The organism is Paraburkholderia sp. UCT2 (genome assembly GCF_014397665.1).
Lineage (GTDB): Bacteria > Pseudomonadota > Gammaproteobacteria > Burkholderiales > Burkholderiaceae > Paraburkholderia > Paraburkholderia tuberum.
Genome location: NZ_VZQO01000018.1, coordinates 115,343 through 134,135, shown reverse-complemented (window position 1 = coordinate 134,135; position 18,793 = coordinate 115,343). Strand labels below are relative to the sequence as shown.

Genomic DNA, 18,793 nt, shown 5'->3' with positions numbered 1-18,793 from the left:
GTGCGTGAGCAGTGCACAGGCAGTCGCGTCGACGCGAGCGCGCAGCGGCACAACAAGGAGGTGACAGTATGAGCTTCAGCTTCAAACTCTCCGCCGTTTCCGTTGTCGCTTCTCTCGCCTGCGCGCTCGTGCCGGCTGCTCGCGCAGCCACGCCGATCACGGTGACCAACAAGGCCGCGCTCGACGGTCCGATCCGCTACACCGTTCGCGTCACGTCGAAACAGTTCGGCAATTCCCAGGAGACCCGCACGATCCGCTCGGGCGAATCGGACGACTTCACGTGGAAGACCGTGCCGCCCGGCGGTCCGGTGGCCGCGACGGACGCATGCCCGGACTATGCGTCGCTGCCGGTCGACGAGAATGGCGCGATGATCCGCCAGACGCAGATCCGCTTCGCGCCGGTGGTGTCGAGCGACGGCACCGCGGCCGTCCAGCTGAGCTTCCAGGCGCAGACGCCGCATGGCGTGAAAACCGTGACGAGCGGCGGCAAGACGCTCAAGTGTCCGAACGATATGCGCGTGAGTCAGATCGTGCGTTTCACGATGCCGGTCAACGGCACGACGAAAACGCTGACGCTGACCGACGGCACGGAGATCGCCGTCACCGCGAAGCGTTGAAGGTTCGAGCGTGCGGCGTGATGGCCGCGTGCGCGACCGTAGCACGCGCTAGCGCGTCATCCTTGTGCGTCATCCTTTGCGTGCCTCACGCTCGCCGAGCCGCGCCGGCAAGAACTGATGCTCGGCCGAAAAGAGCCGCCGGTACGTGAGCAGCACCGCGCCCACGGTCCCCAGCGCCGCCGCCGCCGCGATCAGAAACATGATGACGATCTGATAGCGCACCGCCTGCAATGGCGACTGCCCGGCCAGCACCTGACCGGTCATCATGCCCGGCAAACTGACGACGCCGACCACCGCCATCTGGTTCAACGTCGGCATCATGCCCGCGCGCACCGCCTGGCGCGCCGGCGCCTGGGCGGCCTCCCAGCGTGTCGCGCCGAGCGCGAGCGCCATGTCGACGCGGTCGCGCCGCGCGGTCAGCTCCTCGGTCATCCGCTCGATGCCGAGCGATACACCGGTCAGCGTGTTGCCGAGGATCATGCCGAGAATCGGAATCGCATATTGCGGCGCGTACCACGGATGGATGCGGATCACGACGAACAGTCCCACCGCGGCCACGAGCCACGAGCTGACCCAGATCGACAGCACGCTGTCGGCGCGTTGTCCGGCATAGGTGTGGCTGCCGCGCTGCGCGCCGGCGAAACCGGCGATCAGCGTCATCACGATCATCAGCGGCAGCACCACGTACCAGCGAGCGAAACTGAACACCCAGCCGAGCACATAGCCGATCGCGAGCAACTGGACCACGGTGCGCACCGCCGCCCATGCGAGCTTGCGCTCAAGATCGAGTTTCAGCGCGACCGACACCGCGCCATTCACGACGATCAGCAGCGTCGCGATCGCGACGTCCCATAAGCTCAGATTCTGCAGGCTCATTGGCGGGGCTCCCGACGCTGGTCCGCGGGAGCGCGTGGGTCCGCATCGCGCCGCACGGAAGTGTGTTCGGCCAGTACGCCGGCGCGCATGGTCAGATGCCGTTCGCTCATGCGTGCCGCCTGCTCGACATCGTGCGACACCCACATCGATGCGTGAGCGCCCGGCGCGGCATCGAACCACGCCTGCACGAGCGCTTCGATCGCGCGCGACGACGCCGGATCGAGCGAGGCGGTCGGCTCGTCGAGCAACAGTACTTCGGGCGCGAGTTGCAGCACGCGGATCAGCGCGGCGATCTGCGCTTCGCCACCCGATAATTCGCTTGCGCGCTTGCCGAGAAAGTCCTCGCCGCGGCCGGCCTGCATCGCAAGCCTGGCCGCGCGCGTGCGATCGAAGCGCGCGTCGCGATATGCCCGCAGCTCGAACGGATAGCGCAGATTGTCTTCGACGCTGCCGTCGATCAGCGCGGGCCGCTGCCGGATATACGCGATTGCGCGCCGGTAGCGCGGAATCCGCGCACGCTCGAGCGGCGCGCCATGCCACAGGATGCGCCCCGCATCGACCGGATCGAGCAGCGCGAGCGCGCGCAGAAACACGCTCTTGCCGGAGCCGGACGGTCCGGTGATCGCGACGCGCTCGCCGGCGCGCAGGGCGAAGGTGGTCGGCTGCAACAGCGTCTGGCCGCGCTGCGCATCGCGCCGCACGATGCCGTCGGCGAGGACGAAGGGAACATCGGTCATGGTTGGAACGTCGTGGGGAGGGTGTGCCGGTGGGGCTGTCGGCAAAGCGTGCGCCATGATAAAACGACGAGGCGCAACAGCGCACGACCGACGCGGTGATTCGAGCCCGCGCGCCAGGTACGATAACTGCTGCACGGTGCACAACGTAGAACAATACGCGGAGCTTTTCAATGGCAGGGTCGAGCGGCACCGGACGACGGGTCGGAAAAATCTTTGCATGGCTGCTGGCGGCGCTCGTGATCCTGATCGTCGCGCTCGTCATCTTCATCCTGAGCTTCGACTGGAACCGCGCGCGGCCTTACATCGACGACAAGGTCAGCCAGGCGATCGGCCGGCCGTTTGCGATCAACGGCGACCTGAAGGTGGGCTGGCGTCATGCGGTCGGCGAAACCGGCTGGCGCGGCTGGGTGCCCTGGCCGCGCTTTTCGGCGGCCAACATCACGATCGGCAATCCCGACTGGACCAAACAGCCGCAGTTCGCGACGCTCGACGAAATCGACTTCGAGGTCGAGGTGCTGCCGCTGCTCGCGCACGACATCGTGATTCCGGCGATCAACCTCGTGAATCCGTCGGTCGATCTGGAACGTCTTGTCGACGGGCGCAATAACTGGACCTTCAAGCTGCCGTCGTCGAGCGGACCCACCGAGTGGAAGCTCGATCTGCACGATATCGCGTTCGCGAAGGGCAACATCGCGCTGTCGGATCAGCAGAAGAAGGTCGAGGTGCAGATGGTCGTCGATACGCTCGGGCAGCCGATCCCGATCGGCGACGCCCTGAAGCAGCAGGAAGCGGCGTCGCGCAGCGCGTCGGCTCAGGCTGTCGGCCGGGCGGGCGCGCGCCAACTCGCCGCGCAGGCCGAGGCACAGGCGGCCTCGGAGGCGAAGGCGGCTTCCGCAGCGGCGGCTTATGAAGCGGCGGCGCAGGCGTCGGGCGCATCGGGCGCGTCCGCAACGTCGGGCGTGGCCGCGGTTTCCGGCGTGCTCGCGACGAGCGGCGCCGCCGCCCCAGCCGAAACCACCAGCGGGAGCGCCAGCCCGGCCGCGGCTGTCTCGGGGGCGAGCGGCAGCGCACCTGGCGACAGGCGCGCGACGCCGCTTTATGCGATCGGCTGGACCGTCAAGGGCACCTACAACCGCACGCCGGTGTCGGGCAGCGGCAAGCTCGGCGGCGTGCTCGCGCTGCAAGACGCGAATCGGCCGTTCCCGGTGCAGGCCGATGTCAAAGCCGGCGATCTGCATATCGCCTTCGTCGGCACGCTCACCGATCCGGCGCATCTCGGGGCGCTCGATCTGCGTCTCTGGCTGCAGGGCAACAGCATGGCGCGCCTGTATTCGCTGACCGGCGTGACCTTGCCCGAGACCCCGCCGTACGCGACCGAGGGTCGTCTGATCGGTCAGTTCAAATCGAGCGGCAACGTGTTCACGTATGAAAACTTCACAGGCCGGGTCGGCGGCAGCGACTTGAACGGTTCGTTGACCTATACCGCGCGCGAGCCACGTCCGTTGCTGCGGGGCGAACTCGAGTCGCATCTGTTGCAGTTCTCGGATCTCGCGCCGGTGATCGGCGCCGATTCGAACGCGAGCAAGGCGAGGCGCGGCGACGCGGCCGCGCAGCCGGGCAACCGCGCACTGCCGGTCGAGGAGTTCCGCACCGAGCGCTGGAAGGCGATCGACGCCGACGTCAAGTTCACCGGCCGGCGCATCATCAAGAACTCGAACCTGCCGATCACGGATCTGTACACGCACGTCGTGATGACCGACGGCGTGCTGTCGCTCGTGCCGCTGAAGTTCGGCGTCGCGGGCGGCTCGCTCGCGTCGGATATTCATCTGGATGGCAGCGCGGCGCCGCTGAAGGGCCGCTTCGCGATGTCGGCGCGGCACGTCAAGTTGAAGCAATTATTCCCGAGCTTCAAGACGATGCAGAACGCGCTCGGCGAGATCAACGGCGATGCGTCGTTGTCCGCGACCGGTAATTCGCCGGCGGCGCTCGCGGCGACTTCGAACGGCGAGTTGAAGGCGCTCGTGACCGACGGCACCGTGAGCCGTCTGCTGATGGAGGCGGCCGGGCTCAACGTCGCGAACGTCGTCTATGAAAAGCTGTTCGGCACTAGCAACGTGAAGATCAATTGCGCGGCCGCCGATTTCGTCGCGACCGACGGCGTGCTCGAAGCGCGCGTGTTCGCGCTCGACACCGGCGACGCGGTGATCAACATCGACGGTCACGTGAATCTGCGCGACGAGACGATGGACCTGGGCGTGCATCCCCATACGAAGGGCTTCCGGGTCTTTTCGCTGCGCTCGCCGCTGTACGTGAAGGGCACCTTCAAGGATCCGCACGTCGGCGTCAATGCGGCCGCGCTCGCGTTGCGCGGCGGCGCGGCGGTCGGGCTCGGGCTGATCAATCCGTTCGCGGCGCTGATCCCGCTGCTCGCGCCGAGCAACAACAAGCCGCTGCCGTGCGCGCAATTGCTCGCGCAAGTGCGGCAGATGCCGAAGGCGCCGCCGCCGGGCGTCAAGCAACAGCCGAAGGCGCCGATATCGCTCGAGGGCGCGCCGGTCAACAAGTCTTCGGGCGGCGCGTCGTCGCCAGCCGCGGTGGATCGTAAGCCCGCGACGCAGTCGCCGGCGAGCGCGGCCGAATACAAGGGCAGTTGAGGCGCGGCGAGCGCGTCGATGATGCGATCGCCGAATCAACGGCATGATGCCGCGTGAGGAGCCGCGCGCGGTTGCCGTCGAGCCAGGGTTTCGATGAAGCGAAGAGAACGACCTGTCAGCAGCCCTGAACTTCAGGGTGCCCGATTGGCGCTATCTGAGCGAACGCGGTGTTGCATCGCCCGACGCATCCTGGCGACGCACGCCGCGCCGGGTACCGATTCGTGTCGCGCCGAACTCCGTCAGAATCTTGCCGCGCGCACGGCTCGCGAACACGAGGAAGCCGAAGCCGTCGGCCTCGTACCAGTAGCCGCCGTTCTCGAGACCATCGAGCGGCTGCTCCAGCGCGTTGGTAATGGATTCGAGGCAGCGCCGCCGCAATTCGGCTGGTGCGGGGTAGGGCGGCTGTGCGCCGCGCACACTGCATAGAAGCACGTCGAGTCCGGGCAGCACGTGTGCATAGAGCACCGGTTCGTCCTGCGCGCGAGCCCGCGCAATCTTGGTGTCGAGTTGACCGAACGGCTTGAAATGCCGCAGAACCGCGAGGAACGACTCGTCGCCGTCCACCTTCGCGCGTCTACGCTTTTTCGGGAAGGACATAAAAATTCGCCTGAAAAAGAATTGCAAGAATCGCTGCGTCCTCATGCGACCACTCCCGGCTTTCGCGCGCCGCACGTCGATGTTTTATAGCATACGACAAGGCCGGATTCACGATGATTCGACGCTACCGCATCGCCCCACCGCCTCCCGCACGAATCATGCCGAACCGCCTCGCCGCGCGCATTCGCATCCCAGCACACCTTGTCTCCATCATAGACGCAGGCGGCGCGGAAAAAACATCCCATCCCAATAAAAAAGTCATCTTTGTGTGGTCAAGCGCTTGCTGGCGCGTCGTTGATATATCTCTGATTCACGTCGATAATGGCCCGTCCAGCCGCGCGGCGCCCGCCTTGCAGGGCGCGACGGGTGCGCGCGAGCCCCGCCGTTCGAGTGACAGCCTGAACCACAGCCTGAACGCCCTGACGGAACCATGAAACTATTCACCAAAGGTCTGCTGCTGATCGCGATACCGAGCGTGGTCGAACTCGCGCTGCTCGGGGTCGTCTTCGATACCCAGGAGCGGACCGCGCAGGCCGCGCGATGGGTCGACAACAGCAAGCAGATCCTCTACGAGTCGTCGGCCATCGTCGATCCGCTGCTGCGTCAGGCCGCGCGCGTGCGCACGGCGATGGTGACGGGCAGCGCCTCGCTGATCGACCGCCATGCGGTGTGGGTCGATCTGAATGACCGGCTCGCGAAGCTCGATGCGCTCGTCGCCGAAACGCCGGCCCAGGCCGAGCGCGTGCGCAGCATGCGGCGCGCGATCGACGCGTATCGCGAACAGAGTGTCGCGATCTTGCAGGCGTTGCACGAGGGGCGCAGTCTACGCCCCTATATCGCGCTCGAAACCGGCGAGTTGCCGGAGCAGATCGCCGTGTTCCGCGACGAGTTGGCCCAGTTCGGCGCGGCGGCGTCGGAGCTCGACGTCGAGCGCTCGAGCGCGCTCGGCGAGCGGCGCGAGCTTCAGCAGCGCGCGCTGATCGCCGCGGTGTTCGGCTCGATGCTGATCTGGGCGGTCACCGCCTTCGTGTTCGCGCGCGGCATCGGCCAACGCCTCGAAGTGCTGACCGATAACGCCGAGCGGCTCGGCAGCGGCCGGCCGCTCGCGGCGCCGTTGTCGGGCAGCGACGAAATCGCCGCGCTCGACACGGTGCTGCATCAGACCGATGCGCGTCTGCGCGAGGCGGAAGCCGGGCAGGAGGCGCTGAAGACGGAGCTCGAAGCACGCGCGCGCGAACTGGCGGCCGTCAATGAGGAATTGCGCCAGGAAACGCAGGACAACGAGATGTTCATCTACAGCGTGTCGCACGATCTGCGCTCGCCGCTCGTCAATCTGCAGGGGTTTTCGAAAGAGCTGCACGTGTCGTGCGACGAACTCGACGTGCTCGTCGGACAGGCTCGTCTGCCGGAGAACGAAGCACGGCGCATGACGCAGATCCTCGATGGCGACGTGCGCGAGTCGTTGCACTATTTGCGCACCGCGGTCGCGCGCGCGGCGGCGATCATCGAGGCGCTGTTGCGCATCTCGCGCGCGGGACGGCTCGAATATCAGTGGCAGCGGGTCAGCGTCGAGCGCGCGGTGGCGCGAGTCGTCGATGGGCTGCAAGGCACGATCGACCACCGCGTCGCGAGCGTCACGGTGCGCGAGCTGCCGCCCGCATGGGGCGATCCGGCGGCGGTCGAGCAGATCTTCGGCAACCTGATCGGCAATGCGCTGACTTTCCTCGATCCGGCGCGCCGCGGGCGCATCGAGGTCGGCGCGCTCGCGCCCGAACCCGTCGACGAAAGCGAGCCGCGCGCGGTCCGTATGCGCACCTATTACGTCCGCGATAATGGGCTCGGCATTCCGGCCGTGTATCTGTCGAAGGTGTTTCGCGCGTTCCAGCGTCTGCACGGGGACGTCGCAAGCGGCGAGGGGATCGGCCTCGCGGTGGTGCGGCGCGCGGTCGAGCGGCACGGCGGGCGCGTCTGGGTCGAATCGGCCGAAGGCGCCGGATCGACCTTTTTCGTGGTGCTGCCCGAGCAGCCGGCGCGCCTCTGAGCGCGGCGCACGCCGGCGCGGGCGCTGCCGCTGCCATTCTCCCGGCGGCATGGATGACGAATCGTTGGCACGGAGAGCCTATGAATCACGCGCAAGCGGTCAGCATCGTTCTGATCGAAGACGACGACGGCCACGCGACGCTCGTCGAGCGGAATCTGCGCCGCGCCGGCATTTCGAACGGCTTCGTGCGCTTTCGCGACGGCCAGCAGGCGCTCGATTACTTCTTCGGCCCCGCGGCCGCTGAGCCGTTGACCGACGCCGACGGCCATCCCTATCCGCCGCGCGAGAATCTGGCGAATTTCGTCGTGCTGCTCGATCTGAAGATGCCGCGCGTCGACGGCTTCGAGGTGTTGCGGCGTCTGAAGGAAGCCCCCGAGACCGCCGCCGTGCCCGTGATCGTGCTGACCACGACCGACGATCCGCGCGAAATCGCGCGCTGCTACGAACTCGGTTGCAACGTCTATCTCTGCAAGCCGGTCGAATACGATGCGTTCATCGAGGCCGTGCGCCGGCTCGGCTTTTTCCTGCAAGTGGTCAAACTGCCGCCGGGGCAGCGGCTCGCGCCGCCCTGAAGCTGTCCGAAAGCCGTTCATGACAAGATGAGCACCGTTCCGAGCCGGAGAGCACCTGCATGATCGAAGAAGTGTCCACGCCGCACGCCGCCTATGTGCTCGTCGTCGATGACGACGAGGGCATCTTGCGGCTCGCGCGCAAGTCGCTCGAACGCGCCGGCTGCCGGGTGACGATCTGCGCCGGCGTCGAGGCGGCCCGCGAGCGGCTCGCGAGCCGCGCCCCCGATCTGCTCGTGCTCGATTATCAGCTGAGCGGACCGGAGACCGGGCTCGATTTCTTCCGGCGTCTGCGCGCGGAGGGCGTGCGCATTCCGGCGATCCTCGTGACCGGCTTCACCGACGAGTCGCGCGTGATCGAAGCGCTGCGCGCGGGCGTGTCCGACGTGGTGCCGAAGTCCGGCGACTATCTCGACTATCTGCCAGAGGCCGTGGAGCGCGTGTTGTCGCAGGTGCGGCTGCAACGCGCGTCCGACGAAGCGCTACTGCTGCGCGATCGCGAGCTGCATTACCGCACGCTGTCGGAGACGTTGCCGCATCTCGTGCTGACCTGCGACGCGGCCGGCGACTGCGACTTCCTGTCGAAGCAGTGGTACGACTACACCGGCTTGCCCGAACATGGCTCGCATGGTCTCGCGTGGCTCGACGCCGTGCATCCCGACGATCGCGAGCAGATCCGGCAAAGCTGGCTGAAGGCCGTCGCGAGCCGCAGCGGCGACTATCGGCACGAGATGCGGATTCGCCGCCACGACGGCGAGTACCGCTGGTTCGACGTGCGCGTGGTCGCGATGCGCGATGCCGATGGCAACGTCAGCAAATGGTTCGGTAGCTGCACCGACATCCACTCGCAGCGCGAGGCGATCGAGGAGCGCGAGCGACTGCTCGAGTCCGAGCAGGCCGCGCGCCAGGCGGCCGAAGAAGCGAATCGCGCGAAGGACCGTTTTCTCGCGATGCTGTCGCACGAATTGCGCACACCGCTCACGCCGGTGCTCGCGGGCGCGAGCGTGCTCGAGATGATCCCGGAACTGCCGGAGCAGGCGCGTGCGAGCGTGCGCATGATCCGCCGCAACGTCGAACTGGAGGCGCGGCTGATCGACGATCTGCTCGATCTGACGCGCGTCGCGAACGGCAAGCTGCGGCTGTCGCTGGAGACCGTCGACGTACACGACGTGATCGACAGCGTGCTCGAACTCTTTCGCAGCGAAATCCAGGTCAAGCAGCAGGACGTGCATGTCGAGAAGCACGCGACGCATCACTACGTGCTCGCCGATCGCGCGCGGCTGCAACAGATGCTGTGGAACCTGATTCGCAATGCCGCGAAGTTCACGCCGGACGGCGGCCATATCTATGTGCGCACACGCGACGAACGCATGCAGGTGCAGATCTCGGTCGAAGACACCGGCATCGGCATCGAGCCGGAGCAGATCGGCAAGCTGTTCAATGCGTTCGAGCAGGGCGACCAAAGCATGACGCGGCAGTTCGGCGGCCTGGGTCTCGGTCTCGCGATCACGAAGGCTTTGACGGACGTGCACGGCGGCACTGTGACCGCGCAAAGTCCCGGTCCGCATTGCGGCGCGACCTTCACGATCACGCTGCCGACCGCCGCCGCGCCGGCCCCCGCGCCGCCGGTCATCGTGCCGAGCAACGTGCAGCCGGCGAGTTCGCTGTCCGTGCTGCTGATCGAGGACCATGCCGATACCGCCGACGTGATGGCCCAATTGATGCGCGGCCTGGGTCATCAGGTGATGGTGGTCGGGCGCGTCGACGATGCGCTTGCGGCGACGCAGTTGCACAGGTTCGATCTGGTTGTCAGCGATGTCGGATTGCCCGATGGCACCGGTCTTGATTTCGTCAAAGCGTTTCGCGAACATTCCGACGTGCCAGCCGTCGCGCTGACCGGCTTCGGCACCGACGAGGACGTGCGCCGCTGTCTGAGCGCGGGCTTTACATCGCATTTGACGAAGCCTGTCAATTTCGGCCAGCTCGAAGCGATGATCGAAAGCGCGGCGCAATTGAAGGCGCAAAAGGAAGGGTAAGGCTCGATAAAGCGCAGCGCGCTGAAAGCAGCGTGAAAACACAAAGGCCTGTTGCGACGCCGATCGCAACAGGCCTTTTGATTTCACTGGCTCAGGCCGTCCATCCCGAGCTTGATTCGACGATTAAGGCTGCTGGTTCTTCAGCGAATCGCGGATCTCGCGCAGCAGCAGCACGTCTTCCGGCGGCGGCGGCGGCTCCGCCGGTGCGGCTTGCGGCTCCTTGCGCAGTTTGTTGATGAACTTGACCATCAGAAAGATGATGAACGCGAGAATGATGAAGTTGATCGTCGCGGTAATGAACGAACCGTAACCGAACACCGCCACGCCACCCGTCTGCAGGTCTTTATATGATTCGGGGTTGCCTTTGTAAGTGGCCGGAATATGGCCCAGGCGAACGAACAGGTTGGAGAAATCGAGGCCGCCGGTAGCGACCCCGACAACCGGCATGATCAGGTCTTTAACCACGGAATTGACAATGGTGGAAAACGCGCCGCCGATAATCACACCGACCGCCAGATCCATCACATTGCCTTTGAGGGCAAATTCTTTAAATTCCTGGATCATGCTCATACGTACACCTCCCTGATATGAATAGCCGAATCATACCAACCTGAAGCGGATAGACTAGTGCTTTAGCCGCAAGGCAACAAGCGCATTTGCTGCGCGTCGCTAACGAGGAAACTGTGACTCGCCATGGCGCGCGCGCTCCAGATGCGCGGCAAAACTGACCGGGTCGATATTGGCGCCGCACAGCAGCACGCCCACGCGTTTGCCCTGCAACTGTTCGCGCAGCGGTCCGAGCAATCCGGCCGTGGCGGCCGCGCAAGCCGGCTCGACCGCGAGCTTCAGCTGATTGAACAGGATCAGCATCGCCTCGCGCAACTGGTCGTCGGACACGGTAACGATCCGATCGACATGGCGGCGGCACAGCTCGTAGCTGTATTGCTCGGTATGCGGCGACATCAGCGAATCGGCAATGCTGTGCATGTGGCCCATTCTGACCGTATGGTTGGCGGCAAAACTCTTGCTCATCACGTCCGAGCCTTCGGGTTCGACGCCGTACACGTGCACGTTCGGATTCGCGAGCCGCAGCGCGGTGGAGACCCCGGCCGCGAGTCCGCCGCCGCCGATCGGCACGATCACCGCTTCGAGGTCGGGCGTTTGCGTGGCCCATTCGTAGCCGAGCGTCGCCGAGCCGAGCACCGTGCGATAGCCGTTGAACGGATGCACGAAATAGCGGCCTTCCTCGGCCTCGACGCGGCGCACCAGTTCGAACGCTTCGGCGAGATCTTCCGCATAGACGATGTCGGCGCCGTACTCGCGGCACAACGCGACGCGGGCCGGATTCGCCGCGCTGAACAGCACGACCTTGGCACTGACGCCGAGCCGCATCGCCGCATAGGCGACCGCCACCGCGTGATTGCCGCCCGACACGCAGGTGACACCCGCGCTCTTCTGCGCGTCGTCGAGCGCGAGCAGGTTCGTGAAGGCGCCGCGTGCCTTGAAGCTGCCGCCCGCCTGCAGCAGCTCGAACTTGAAATTGACGACGGTGCCGCGCAGCGACGAGAAGTCGAGCCGGTCGAACACCGGCGTGCGCGCGACCCAGGGCGTCAACGCGAAGTGCTGCGCGGCGATGTCGTCGAGCGTGGGGATCGGCTCACCGTCGATCGTGTGATCCGTGTGCTGCGGCATGGCGCTGGACATGGCGGTCGCTCCGGAGTCGTCGATGTCGCTGAGGCCCGTGGCTCGGCGCGCAGGTTCACTGCGGCTGCGCGCCGCTGCAACGAAACGGGCTAAGCGGCCTCGACCGACATGCTGTGGATGAACTTGCGCAAGAAGCGCTCGCACGCGACGAGCTGCTCGAGCTCGACGAATTCGTTCGCCTTATGCGCCTGCTGGATGTCGCCGGGGCCGCAGACGATGCTCGGAATCCCCGCGTTCGAAAACAGGCCGGCCTCGGTGCCGTATGCGACCTTGCGCTTGTCCTGGTCGGCCGTCAGCGCGCGTACGAGCTGCGTGATCGCGGCCTGTTCAGACGAATCGAGTCCGGGCGCCGCGGCGATCTTCGTGATCTCGATCGCGGCCGACGAGTGCTCGCGCAGCATTTTCGGCAGCAGCGTTTCGCGCGCGTAGCTGTCGATGCGCGCGAAGATCTGCTCGGGATCGAGCGTCGGCAGATTGCGGAACTCGAACTGGAACTGGCATTCGGCCGGCACCGTGTTGATTGCGTTGCCGCCCGTGATCGTGCTGGTCTGTGCGGTGCTGAACGGCACGTCGTACAGTTCGTCGAAGGGGCCTTGCGCGCGGAACTGGTCGGCCATGTCGCGGATGTAGCAGATCAGGCGAGCCGCGTACTCGATCGCGTTCAAGCCCTTCGGCGTCAGCGACGAATGCGCGGCCTGGCCGCGTACGCAGCACTGATACGCGTTGATGCCCTTGTGCGCGATGATCGGGCGCATGCTGGTCGGCTCGCCGACGATGCAGCCGTCCGGCTTCACGCCGCGCTTCATCAGATCGGCGATCAGAAGCGGCGCGCCCACGCAGCCCACTTCCTCGTCGAACGACAGCGCGAAGTGGATCGGCTTCGCGAGCTTCGCGCGCTGCATGTCCGGCACGAGCGCGAGCGCCGCGCCGATGAAGCCCTTCATGTCGCAGGTGCCGCGGCCATAGAGCTTGTCCCCGCGAATCTCCGGCTTGAACGGATCGCTGTCCCATTGCTGGCCGTCCACCGGCACGACGTCGGTGTGGCCCGACAGCACGACGCCGCCGTTCGTTTCGCCGTCGTGCGCGGGAATGGTCGCGAACAGGTTCGCCCATTTGCCGCCCTTGCCGTGCGTCAGCGTCGCGTCGATACCGACCGCGCGCAGCTCGTCGCGCACGGTTTCGATCAGGCCGAGGTTTGGATTGCGGCTCACCGTGTCCATCGACACGAGACGGGTGACCCAGGGCAGAGATATCGGAGAAGCGGGGGACGTGGAGGAGGCAGACGACTGCAACGATTGCGCTGTTTCAGCGACGTGAGACATGACATGACTCCAGCGTTTTGTGTCTATCGATCATATCCCAAATTGCATTTTCGTAAGGATGTCCAAAAAGCCGGGCTCGCGTTGGCGCAGCGCAGCATCGATGCAAAAAACGGGGGACATCCCCCCGTTTTCTGCGCCTTTCACTGGCCTGTGCGCGCAGCGTGCCGCGCTCAGCGAGCCGGCGCCGCCGCCGTGCCGCGGCTCGGCGAACCGAGCGCGCGCAAGGTCTCCTTGACGGTCGCGACGCGCACCGCGAGATCCGGGCTGCGCGTTTCGATACGCAGCTTGTCCTGACCCGCGAGCTTGATGTGCTTGTGCTTCTGCACCATCTCGATGATCCGCATCGCGTCGACGGGCGGATTGGGGATGAACTGCAGGCCGATCACCGCTTCACCGGCATCGATCTTCGAAATGCCGAGCGGCTTCGCGGCGAGCCGCAGTCGATGCGTCTCCACCAGCGCATGCGCCTGCGGCGGCAGCTTGCCGAAGCGGTCGATCAGCTCTTCCTGGATGCCGTCGATCGAATCATTGTGTTCGCAGTTCGCGAGGCGCTTGTACAGCGACAGACGTTCCTGCACGTCGCCGCAATAGTCCGACGGCAGGATCGCCGGCGAATGCAGGTTGATCTCGGTGGTCGCGGCGAGCGGCGCGGTGAGGTCTGGCTCCTTGCCGTTCCTGAGCGCCCTCACTGCGTCGTTGAGCATGTCGGTATAAAGCTGGAAGCCGATCTCGTGAATCTCGCCCGACTGCTTGTCACCGAGCACCTCGCCGGTGCCGCGAATTTCGAGGTCGTGCATCGCGAGATAGAAGCCCGAGCCGAGTTCCTCCATCTGCTGGATCGCTTCGAGCCGCCGTTGCGCCTGTTTGGTGAGCCCCTGCGGATCGTGCACGAGCAGATACGAGTACGCCTGGTGATGCGAGCGGCCGACGCGGCCACGCAGCTGATGCAATTGCGCGAGGCCGAACTTGTCGGAGCGGTGGATCAGGATCGTGTTCGCGCTCGGCACGTCGATGCCGGTTTCGATGATCGTCGTGCACAGCAGCACGTTCGCGCGTTGCGCGACGAAGTCGCGCATCACCCGCTCCAGTTCCCGCTCGTGCATCTGTCCATGCGCGACCGCGATGCGCGCTTCGGGCACCAGCTCTTCGAGCATCTGCCGGCGATTCTGGATCGTCTCGACTTCGTTGTGCAGGAAGTAGACCTGGCCGCCGCGCTTCAACTCGCGCAGCATTGCTTCGCGAATCACGCTGTCTTCCTCGCGCCGCACGAAGGTCTTGATCGCGAGGCGCTTTTGCGGCGCCGTTGCGATCACCGAAAAATCGCGCAGGCCTTCGAGCGCCATGCCGAGCGTACGGGGGATCGGCGTCGCGGTCAGCGTCAGCACGTCGACTTCCGCGCGCAGCGCCTTCAGCGCCTCCTTCTGACGCACGCCGAAGCGGTGCTCCTCGTCGATGACCACGAGCCCGAGCCGTTTGAACTGCACATCGGACGACAGCAGCTTGTGCGTGCCGATCACGATGTCGACCGCGCCTTCGTTGATCTGCCGGATCGCCGCGTTCACTTCCTTGGTCGACTTGAAGCGCGACAGCTCGGCGATGCGCACCGGCCAGTCGGAGAAGCGGTCGCTGAAGGTTTGCGTGTGCTGTTCGGCGAGCAGCGTGGTCGGCGCCAACAGCGCGACCTGCTTGCCGCCCATCACCGCGATGAACGCCGCGCGCAATGCGACCTCGGTCTTGCCGAAGCCGACGTCGCCGCATACGAGCCGGTCCATCGGCTTGCCGCTCGTCATGTCGCCGATCACGGCCGCGATCGCGGCGGCCTGGTCCGGCGTTTCCTCGAAACCGAAGCTCTCGGCGAACTTCACGTAGTCCTTCGGTTCGAGCGCGAACGCGTGGCCCTCGCGGGCGGCACGGCGGGCGTACAGGTTGAGCAGCTCGGCGGCGGTGTCGCGGATCTGCTGCGCGGCCTTGCGCTTGGCCTTTTCCCACTGGCCCGAGCCGAGCGAATGGAGCGGCGCGCTTTCCGGGTCGGCGCCGCTATAGCGCGAGATCACGTGCAATTGCGCGACCGGCACGTAGAGCTTGCTGTCGCCCGCGTATTCGAGGTGCAGGAACTCGGTTTCGCCTTCGCCGAGATCCATCGTCACGAGACCCATGTAGCGGCCGATACCGTGCTGCGAATGCACGACCGGGTCGCCGAGCTTCAGCTCGGACAGATCGCGCACCATCGAATCGACGTTGCTCGCCTGTTCCTGGCGGCGGCGTCCCGAGCGGCGCGCGAGCGGCCCGTACAGCTCGGTTTCGGTGATGATCGCGATGCCGTCGCCCGGCAGCGCGAAGCCGTTCGCGAGCGGCGCGACGCCGAGCGAGAAACGCGCGTCGCTCTTGAGCCAGTCGGCGAAACTGTCGGCCGAGGCGGGTTTCAGCTGGTTGTCGGCGAGCAGTTGCAGCAACGTCTCGCGGCGGCCCGCCGATTCGGCGGCGAACAGCACCCGGTTCGGCGTCGTGCTCAGATACGCGCGCAGCGCCGAGACGGGGTCGTCGGCGTGACGATCGATCGCGAGGTTCGGCAGCGCGATCGACCAGGCGCCGTCGCCGTTGGTGGGCAGCACGAGCCGTGCGAACGGTTTCGCGAACGTGAAGAAATCCTCGTCCGACAGGAACAGCTTCTGCGGTTCGAGAATCGGCCGGTCGCGGTCGTGCGACAGGAAATTGAAGCGCTGCTTCGTGTCGTTGGTGAAGCGCCGGATCGCCGCGTCCAGATCGCCGACGAAGGCGAGTTGCGAACCGTCGGGCAGGTAATGGAAGAGGGTGGCCGTCTCCTCGAAGAACAGCGGCAGATAGTATTCGATACCCGCCGACGGCACGCCGTTGCCGATGTCTTTATAGATCGACGCGCGGCTCGGATCGCCCTCGAAAGTCTCGCGCCAGCGGCTGCGGAATGCGGTGCGCGCGGCCTCGTCGAACGGGAATTCGCGGCCCGGCAGCAGGCGCACGTCCTTGACCGGATAGAGGCTGCGCTGCGTGTCGGGGTCGAACGCGCGGATCGAGTCGACCTGGTCGTCGAACAGGTCGATCCGGTAGGGCAGCGGCGAGCCCATTGGGAACAGATCGAGCAGCGAGCCGCGCACGCAATATTCGCCGGGACGCACCACCTGGCTCACGTGCTCGTAGCCGGCGAGCGTCAGCTGCGCCTTCAGCTTCGCTTCGTCGAGCCGCTCGCCTTGCGAGAACGAGAACGTGTAGGCGGCCAGAAACGATGCAGGCGGCATCCGGTACAAGGCCGTCGTGGCCGGCACGAGCAGGATGTCGCAGCGGCCTTCGCCGAGGTCGTGCAGCGTCGCGAGACGCTCGGAGACGAGGTCCTGGTGCGGCGAAAACGTGTCGTAAGGCAGCGTTTCCCAGTCGGGCAGGAGGCGCACGCGCGCGTCCGGCGCGAAGAAGCCGATTTCCTGCGACAGCCGCTGCGCGTCGACCGCGCTTTCGCAGACCACCGCAAGCAGCGGCATCTTCTCGCGATACGCGAGATGGTAGCGGGCGATCAGCAGCGCGTCGGACGAACCGCGCGTGCCGTCGAAGGCGAAACGCTGGCCGGCCTTGACGAGCGCGACGGGCGGGGAGGACTGCGAGGATGCGGCGATGTCTGGCATAGAGGAGAAAAAGGGGCGGCTCGGGGCTCACGCGACGGCCAAGTTTACGCGTGTACGGGCGTGGATGCGAAGGACCTATTATAAAATCCGTCCTTTACTTTGATTTGGCGGCATCCGCACTCGTGACTTCCCGTCTCTTTGCCCTGATCCCGTGCGCAGGCACCGGCAGCCGTTCCGGCGCCGCGATGCCCAAGCAATACCGCACTGTCGCCGGCCGCGACATGCTGCATTACTCGCTCGCCGCGTTCGACGCGTGCAGCGAATTCACGCAGACGCTCGTCGTCATCGCGCCCGACGACCAGCACTTCGACGCCCGCCGCTTCGGCAATCTGCGCTTCGCGGTGCGTCGCGTGGGCGGCGCGTCGCGCCAGGCGTCGGTGCTCAACGGTCTGCACGCGCTCGCCGAGTTCGGCGCCCACGACGCCGACTGGGTGCTCGTGCACGACGCGGCCCGGCCGGGCATCACGCCGGCGCTGATCCGCACGCTGATCGGTTCGCTCAAGGACGATGCGGTCGGCGGCATCATGGCGTTGCCGGTCGCCGATACCTTGAAGCGTATCGACCGCGCGTCGGCCGATAGCCGCATCGCCCATACCGAAGCGCGTGACGGCTTGTGGCAGGCGCAGACGCCCCAGATGTTCCGCATCGGCATGCTGCGCGAGGCGATCCTGCGCGCGCAGGCCGACGGCCACGATCTGACCGACGAGGCGAGCGCGATCGAATGGTTGGGCCACGCGCCGAAGCTCGTGCAAGGCAGCCTGCGTAACTTCAAGGTCACGTATCCGGAAGATTTCGATCTGGCCGAGGCGATTCTGAGCCGCCCCGCCGGTTCGTGAAACCGCGCCTGGGCACATTGGAAAGATTTGGAAAGGCTTTAAAGAAGCTTTAAAAGCTTCAGCACTTGAGGACGTGACGCACATGGATTTCAGAATTGGGCAGGGCTACGACGTGCATGCGCTGGTGCCGGGGCGCGCGTTGATCATCGGCGGCGTAACGATTCCGTACGAGCGCGGGCTGCTCGGTCACTCGGACGCGGATGTGCTGCTGCACGCGATCACCGACGCGCTGTTCGGCGCGGCCGCGTTGGGCGATATCGGCCGCCACTTCTCCGATACCGACGCGAAGTTCGCCGGCGCCGACAGCCGCGTGCTGCTGCGCGAATGCGTGGCGCGCGTGAAGGCGGCCGGCTTTGCGATCGGCAACGTCGACAGCAGCGTGATCGCGCAGGCGCCGAAGCTCGCACCGCATATCGAAGGGATGCGCGCCAATATCGCGGCGGACCTCGGTCTGCCGATCGAGCGCGTGAACGTCAAGGCGAAGACGAACGAGAAGCTCGGTTATCTCGGCCGCGGCGAGGGCATCGAGGCGCAGGCCGCGGTGTTGTTGGTCAGGATCTGAACGGGATTCTTGTTTGGGTGACGGGCGGTGCCGCTTACAGCGTCGCGCCGCCAATCGTCCGATTGCTCGGACACAGCTCGTCCGTTTGCAGGCCGTCGAGGATGCGCAGCACTTCTTCGGGATTACGGCCCACGTACAGATTGTTGACCGACACGTGCTGGATCGTGTTGTCCGGATCGATGATAAAGGTCGCGCGCAGCGCGACGCCCGCTTCCTTGTCGCGCACGCCGAGCTGGTCGATCAGCTCGCCTTTCACGTCGCCGAACGAGTAGTGGTTGAGCCTGTCGAGCTCCTTGTACTCGCGGCGCCATGCGAGCTTCACGTATTCATTGTCGACGCTGCCGCCGAGCAGCACGGCCTCGCGGTCCTCGAACTCCTTGACGAGCTTGCTGAATTCGACGATTTCCGTCGGGCAGACCAACGAAAAATCCTTCGGGTAGAAGTAAATGATTTTCCATTTGCCTCGAAACGACTGCTCGGTGATGTATTCGAACGCCGAGACGCCGTGTTCTTCGTGACGGTTGAAGCCCGGCTTGGCGGCAATGACGGTGAACGCTTCGAGTTTATCGCCAACGGTTTTCATGCAAAGGCT

The 18,793-nt window shown here is 65.7% G+C and carries 16 protein-coding genes; 8 read left to right on the top strand and 8 right to left on the bottom strand.

Features of this window, described 5'->3' with window-relative positions:
- Window positions 1-68: 68 nt before the first annotated feature.
- On the top strand, window positions 69-617 hold the full coding sequence (locus F6X39_RS17360; RefSeq protein ID WP_187617508.1) for a DUF6013 family protein: 549 nt from the start codon (window positions 69-71) through the stop codon (window positions 615-617).
- Window positions 618-686: 69 nt separating this feature from the next.
- On the opposite strand, the gene F6X39_RS17355 is transcribed toward F6X39_RS17360, so the two are convergent.
- Together F6X39_RS17355 and F6X39_RS17350 are read right to left on the bottom strand one after the other, a co-directional pair.
- Window positions 687-1,493 (bottom strand): ABC transporter permease, encoded by an 807-nt coding sequence (locus F6X39_RS17355; protein WP_184063642.1) that lies wholly within the window; start codon window positions 1,491-1,493, stop codon window positions 687-689.
- Window positions 1,490-2,230, bottom strand: coding sequence for an ATP-binding cassette domain-containing protein (locus F6X39_RS17350; protein WP_187617507.1), 741 nt, complete (start codon window positions 2,228-2,230; stop codon window positions 1,490-1,492). The genes F6X39_RS17355 and F6X39_RS17350 overlap by 4 nt, the downstream gene beginning before the upstream one ends.
- A gap of 170 nt (window positions 2,231-2,400) precedes the next feature.
- Between F6X39_RS17350 and F6X39_RS17345 the strand changes: the two genes are divergently transcribed.
- Window positions 2,401-4,884: an AsmA family protein gene (locus F6X39_RS17345; RefSeq protein WP_187617506.1), complete on the top strand. Its 2,484-nt coding sequence runs from the start codon at window positions 2,401-2,403 to the stop codon at window positions 4,882-4,884.
- 150 nt (window positions 4,885-5,034) lie between these two features.
- Here the strand turns inward: F6X39_RS17345 and F6X39_RS17340 are convergent, their stop codons facing one another.
- Window positions 5,035-5,526, bottom strand: a complete 492-nt coding sequence (locus F6X39_RS17340; protein WP_184033415.1) for a hypothetical protein — start codon at window positions 5,524-5,526, stop codon at window positions 5,035-5,037.
- A gap of 113 nt (window positions 5,527-5,639) precedes the next feature.
- On the opposite strand from F6X39_RS17340, the gene F6X39_RS17335 reads away from it, so the two are divergent.
- The 4 genes from F6X39_RS17335 (at window position 5,640) to F6X39_RS17320 (ending at window position 10,127) form a co-directional block, all read left to right on the top strand.
- Complete coding sequence (locus F6X39_RS17335; protein WP_187617505.1) at window positions 5,640-5,915, top strand: hypothetical protein; 276 nt, start codon at window positions 5,640-5,642, stop codon at window positions 5,913-5,915.
- Window positions 5,912-7,522, top strand: a complete 1,611-nt coding sequence (locus F6X39_RS17330; protein WP_187617504.1) for a sensor histidine kinase — start codon at window positions 5,912-5,914, stop codon at window positions 7,520-7,522. The genes F6X39_RS17335 and F6X39_RS17330 overlap by 4 nt, the downstream gene beginning before the upstream one ends.
- Window positions 7,523-7,602: 80 nt before the next feature.
- On the top strand, window positions 7,603-8,094 hold the full coding sequence (locus tag F6X39_RS17325) for a response regulator (RefSeq protein ID WP_184063624.1): 492 nt from the start codon (window positions 7,603-7,605) through the stop codon (window positions 8,092-8,094).
- Window positions 8,095-8,153: 59 nt separating this feature from the next.
- Entirely contained in the window at window positions 8,154-10,127 is a 1,974-nt protein-coding gene (locus tag F6X39_RS17320) for a response regulator (RefSeq protein WP_187617503.1), read from the top strand.
- Between the two features lie 123 nt (window positions 10,128-10,250).
- On the opposite strand, the gene mscL is transcribed toward F6X39_RS17320, so the two are convergent.
- The 4 genes from mscL to mfd form a co-directional block, all read right to left on the bottom strand.
- Window positions 10,251-10,697, bottom strand: a complete 447-nt coding sequence (gene mscL, locus F6X39_RS17315) for a large conductance mechanosensitive channel protein MscL (RefSeq protein WP_187617502.1) — start codon at window positions 10,695-10,697, stop codon at window positions 10,251-10,253.
- Between the two features lie 99 nt (window positions 10,698-10,796).
- Complete coding sequence (locus F6X39_RS17310) at window positions 10,797-11,831, bottom strand: threonine/serine dehydratase (protein ID WP_187617501.1); 1,035 nt, start codon at window positions 11,829-11,831, stop codon at window positions 10,797-10,799.
- Window positions 11,832-11,920: 89 nt separating this feature from the next.
- Window positions 11,921-13,153, bottom strand: coding sequence for an acetylornithine deacetylase (gene argE / locus F6X39_RS17305; RefSeq protein WP_187617500.1), 1,233 nt, complete (start codon window positions 13,151-13,153; stop codon window positions 11,921-11,923).
- A gap of 170 nt (window positions 13,154-13,323) precedes the next feature.
- Entirely contained in the window at window positions 13,324-16,803 is a 3,480-nt protein-coding gene (gene mfd / locus F6X39_RS17300; protein ID WP_187617499.1) for a transcription-repair coupling factor, read from the bottom strand.
- 122 nt (window positions 16,804-16,925) lie between these two features.
- Between mfd and ispD the strand changes: the two genes are divergently transcribed.
- The gene (gene ispD, locus F6X39_RS17295) at window positions 16,926-17,639 is read left to right on the top strand and encodes a 2-C-methyl-D-erythritol 4-phosphate cytidylyltransferase (protein ID WP_187617498.1); all 714 of its coding nucleotides are present in this window, start codon (window positions 16,926-16,928) and stop codon (window positions 17,637-17,639) included.
- A gap of 82 nt (window positions 17,640-17,721) precedes the next feature.
- Window positions 17,722-18,201 carry a 2-C-methyl-D-erythritol 2,4-cyclodiphosphate synthase gene (ispF, locus tag F6X39_RS17290; RefSeq protein ID WP_187617497.1) on the top strand — a complete coding sequence of 160 codons (480 nt, stop codon included), beginning with the start codon at window positions 17,722-17,724 and terminating at the stop codon, window positions 18,199-18,201.
- A 34-nt stretch (window positions 18,202-18,235) separates the two neighbouring features.
- Here the strand turns inward: ispF and F6X39_RS17285 are convergent, their stop codons facing one another.
- The gene (locus F6X39_RS17285; protein WP_187617496.1) at window positions 18,236-18,784 is read right to left on the bottom strand and encodes a peroxiredoxin; all 549 of its coding nucleotides are present in this window, start codon (window positions 18,782-18,784) and stop codon (window positions 18,236-18,238) included.
- Window positions 18,785-18,793 lie beyond the last annotated feature (9 nt).

Excerpts from the sequence above, each read along its gene's own strand:
- F6X39_RS17360 (WP_187617508.1), top strand. The coding sequence starts at position 69 with ATGAGCTTCAGCTTCAAACTCTCCGCCGTTTCCGTTGTCGCTTCTCTC.
- F6X39_RS17335 (WP_187617505.1), top strand. The coding sequence starts at position 5,640 with ATGCCGAACCGCCTCGCCGCGCGCATTCGCATCCCAGCACACCTTGTC.
- F6X39_RS17355 (WP_184063642.1), bottom strand. The coding sequence starts at position 1,493 with ATGAGCCTGCAGAATCTGAGCTTATGGGACGTCGCGATCGCGACGCTG.
- F6X39_RS17285 (WP_187617496.1), bottom strand. The coding sequence starts at position 18,784 with ATGAAAACCGTTGGCGATAAACTCGAAGCGTTCACCGTCATTGCCGCC.
- mscL (WP_187617502.1), bottom strand. The coding sequence starts at position 10,697 with ATGAGCATGATCCAGGAATTTAAAGAATTTGCCCTCAAAGGCAATGTG.
- argE (WP_187617500.1), bottom strand. The coding sequence starts at position 13,153 with ATGTCTCACGTCGCTGAAACAGCGCAATCGTTGCAGTCGTCTGCCTCC.
- F6X39_RS17340 (WP_184033415.1), bottom strand. The coding sequence starts at position 5,526 with ATGAGGACGCAGCGATTCTTGCAATTCTTTTTCAGGCGAATTTTTATG.
- F6X39_RS17310 (WP_187617501.1), bottom strand. The coding sequence starts at position 11,831 with ATGTCCAGCGCCATGCCGCAGCACACGGATCACACGATCGACGGTGAG.
- F6X39_RS17350 (WP_187617507.1), bottom strand. The coding sequence starts at position 2,230 with ATGACCGATGTTCCCTTCGTCCTCGCCGACGGCATCGTGCGGCGCGAT.
- ispF (WP_187617497.1), top strand. The coding sequence starts at position 17,722 with ATGGATTTCAGAATTGGGCAGGGCTACGACGTGCATGCGCTGGTGCCG.
- mfd (WP_187617499.1), bottom strand. The coding sequence starts at position 16,803 with ATGCCAGACATCGCCGCATCCTCGCAGTCCTCCCCGCCCGTCGCGCTC.
- F6X39_RS17330 (WP_187617504.1), top strand. The coding sequence starts at position 5,912 with ATGAAACTATTCACCAAAGGTCTGCTGCTGATCGCGATACCGAGCGTG.
- F6X39_RS17345 (WP_187617506.1), top strand. The coding sequence starts at position 2,401 with ATGGCAGGGTCGAGCGGCACCGGACGACGGGTCGGAAAAATCTTTGCA.
- F6X39_RS17320 (WP_187617503.1), top strand. The coding sequence starts at position 8,154 with ATGATCGAAGAAGTGTCCACGCCGCACGCCGCCTATGTGCTCGTCGTC.
- F6X39_RS17325 (WP_184063624.1), top strand. The coding sequence starts at position 7,603 with ATGAATCACGCGCAAGCGGTCAGCATCGTTCTGATCGAAGACGACGAC.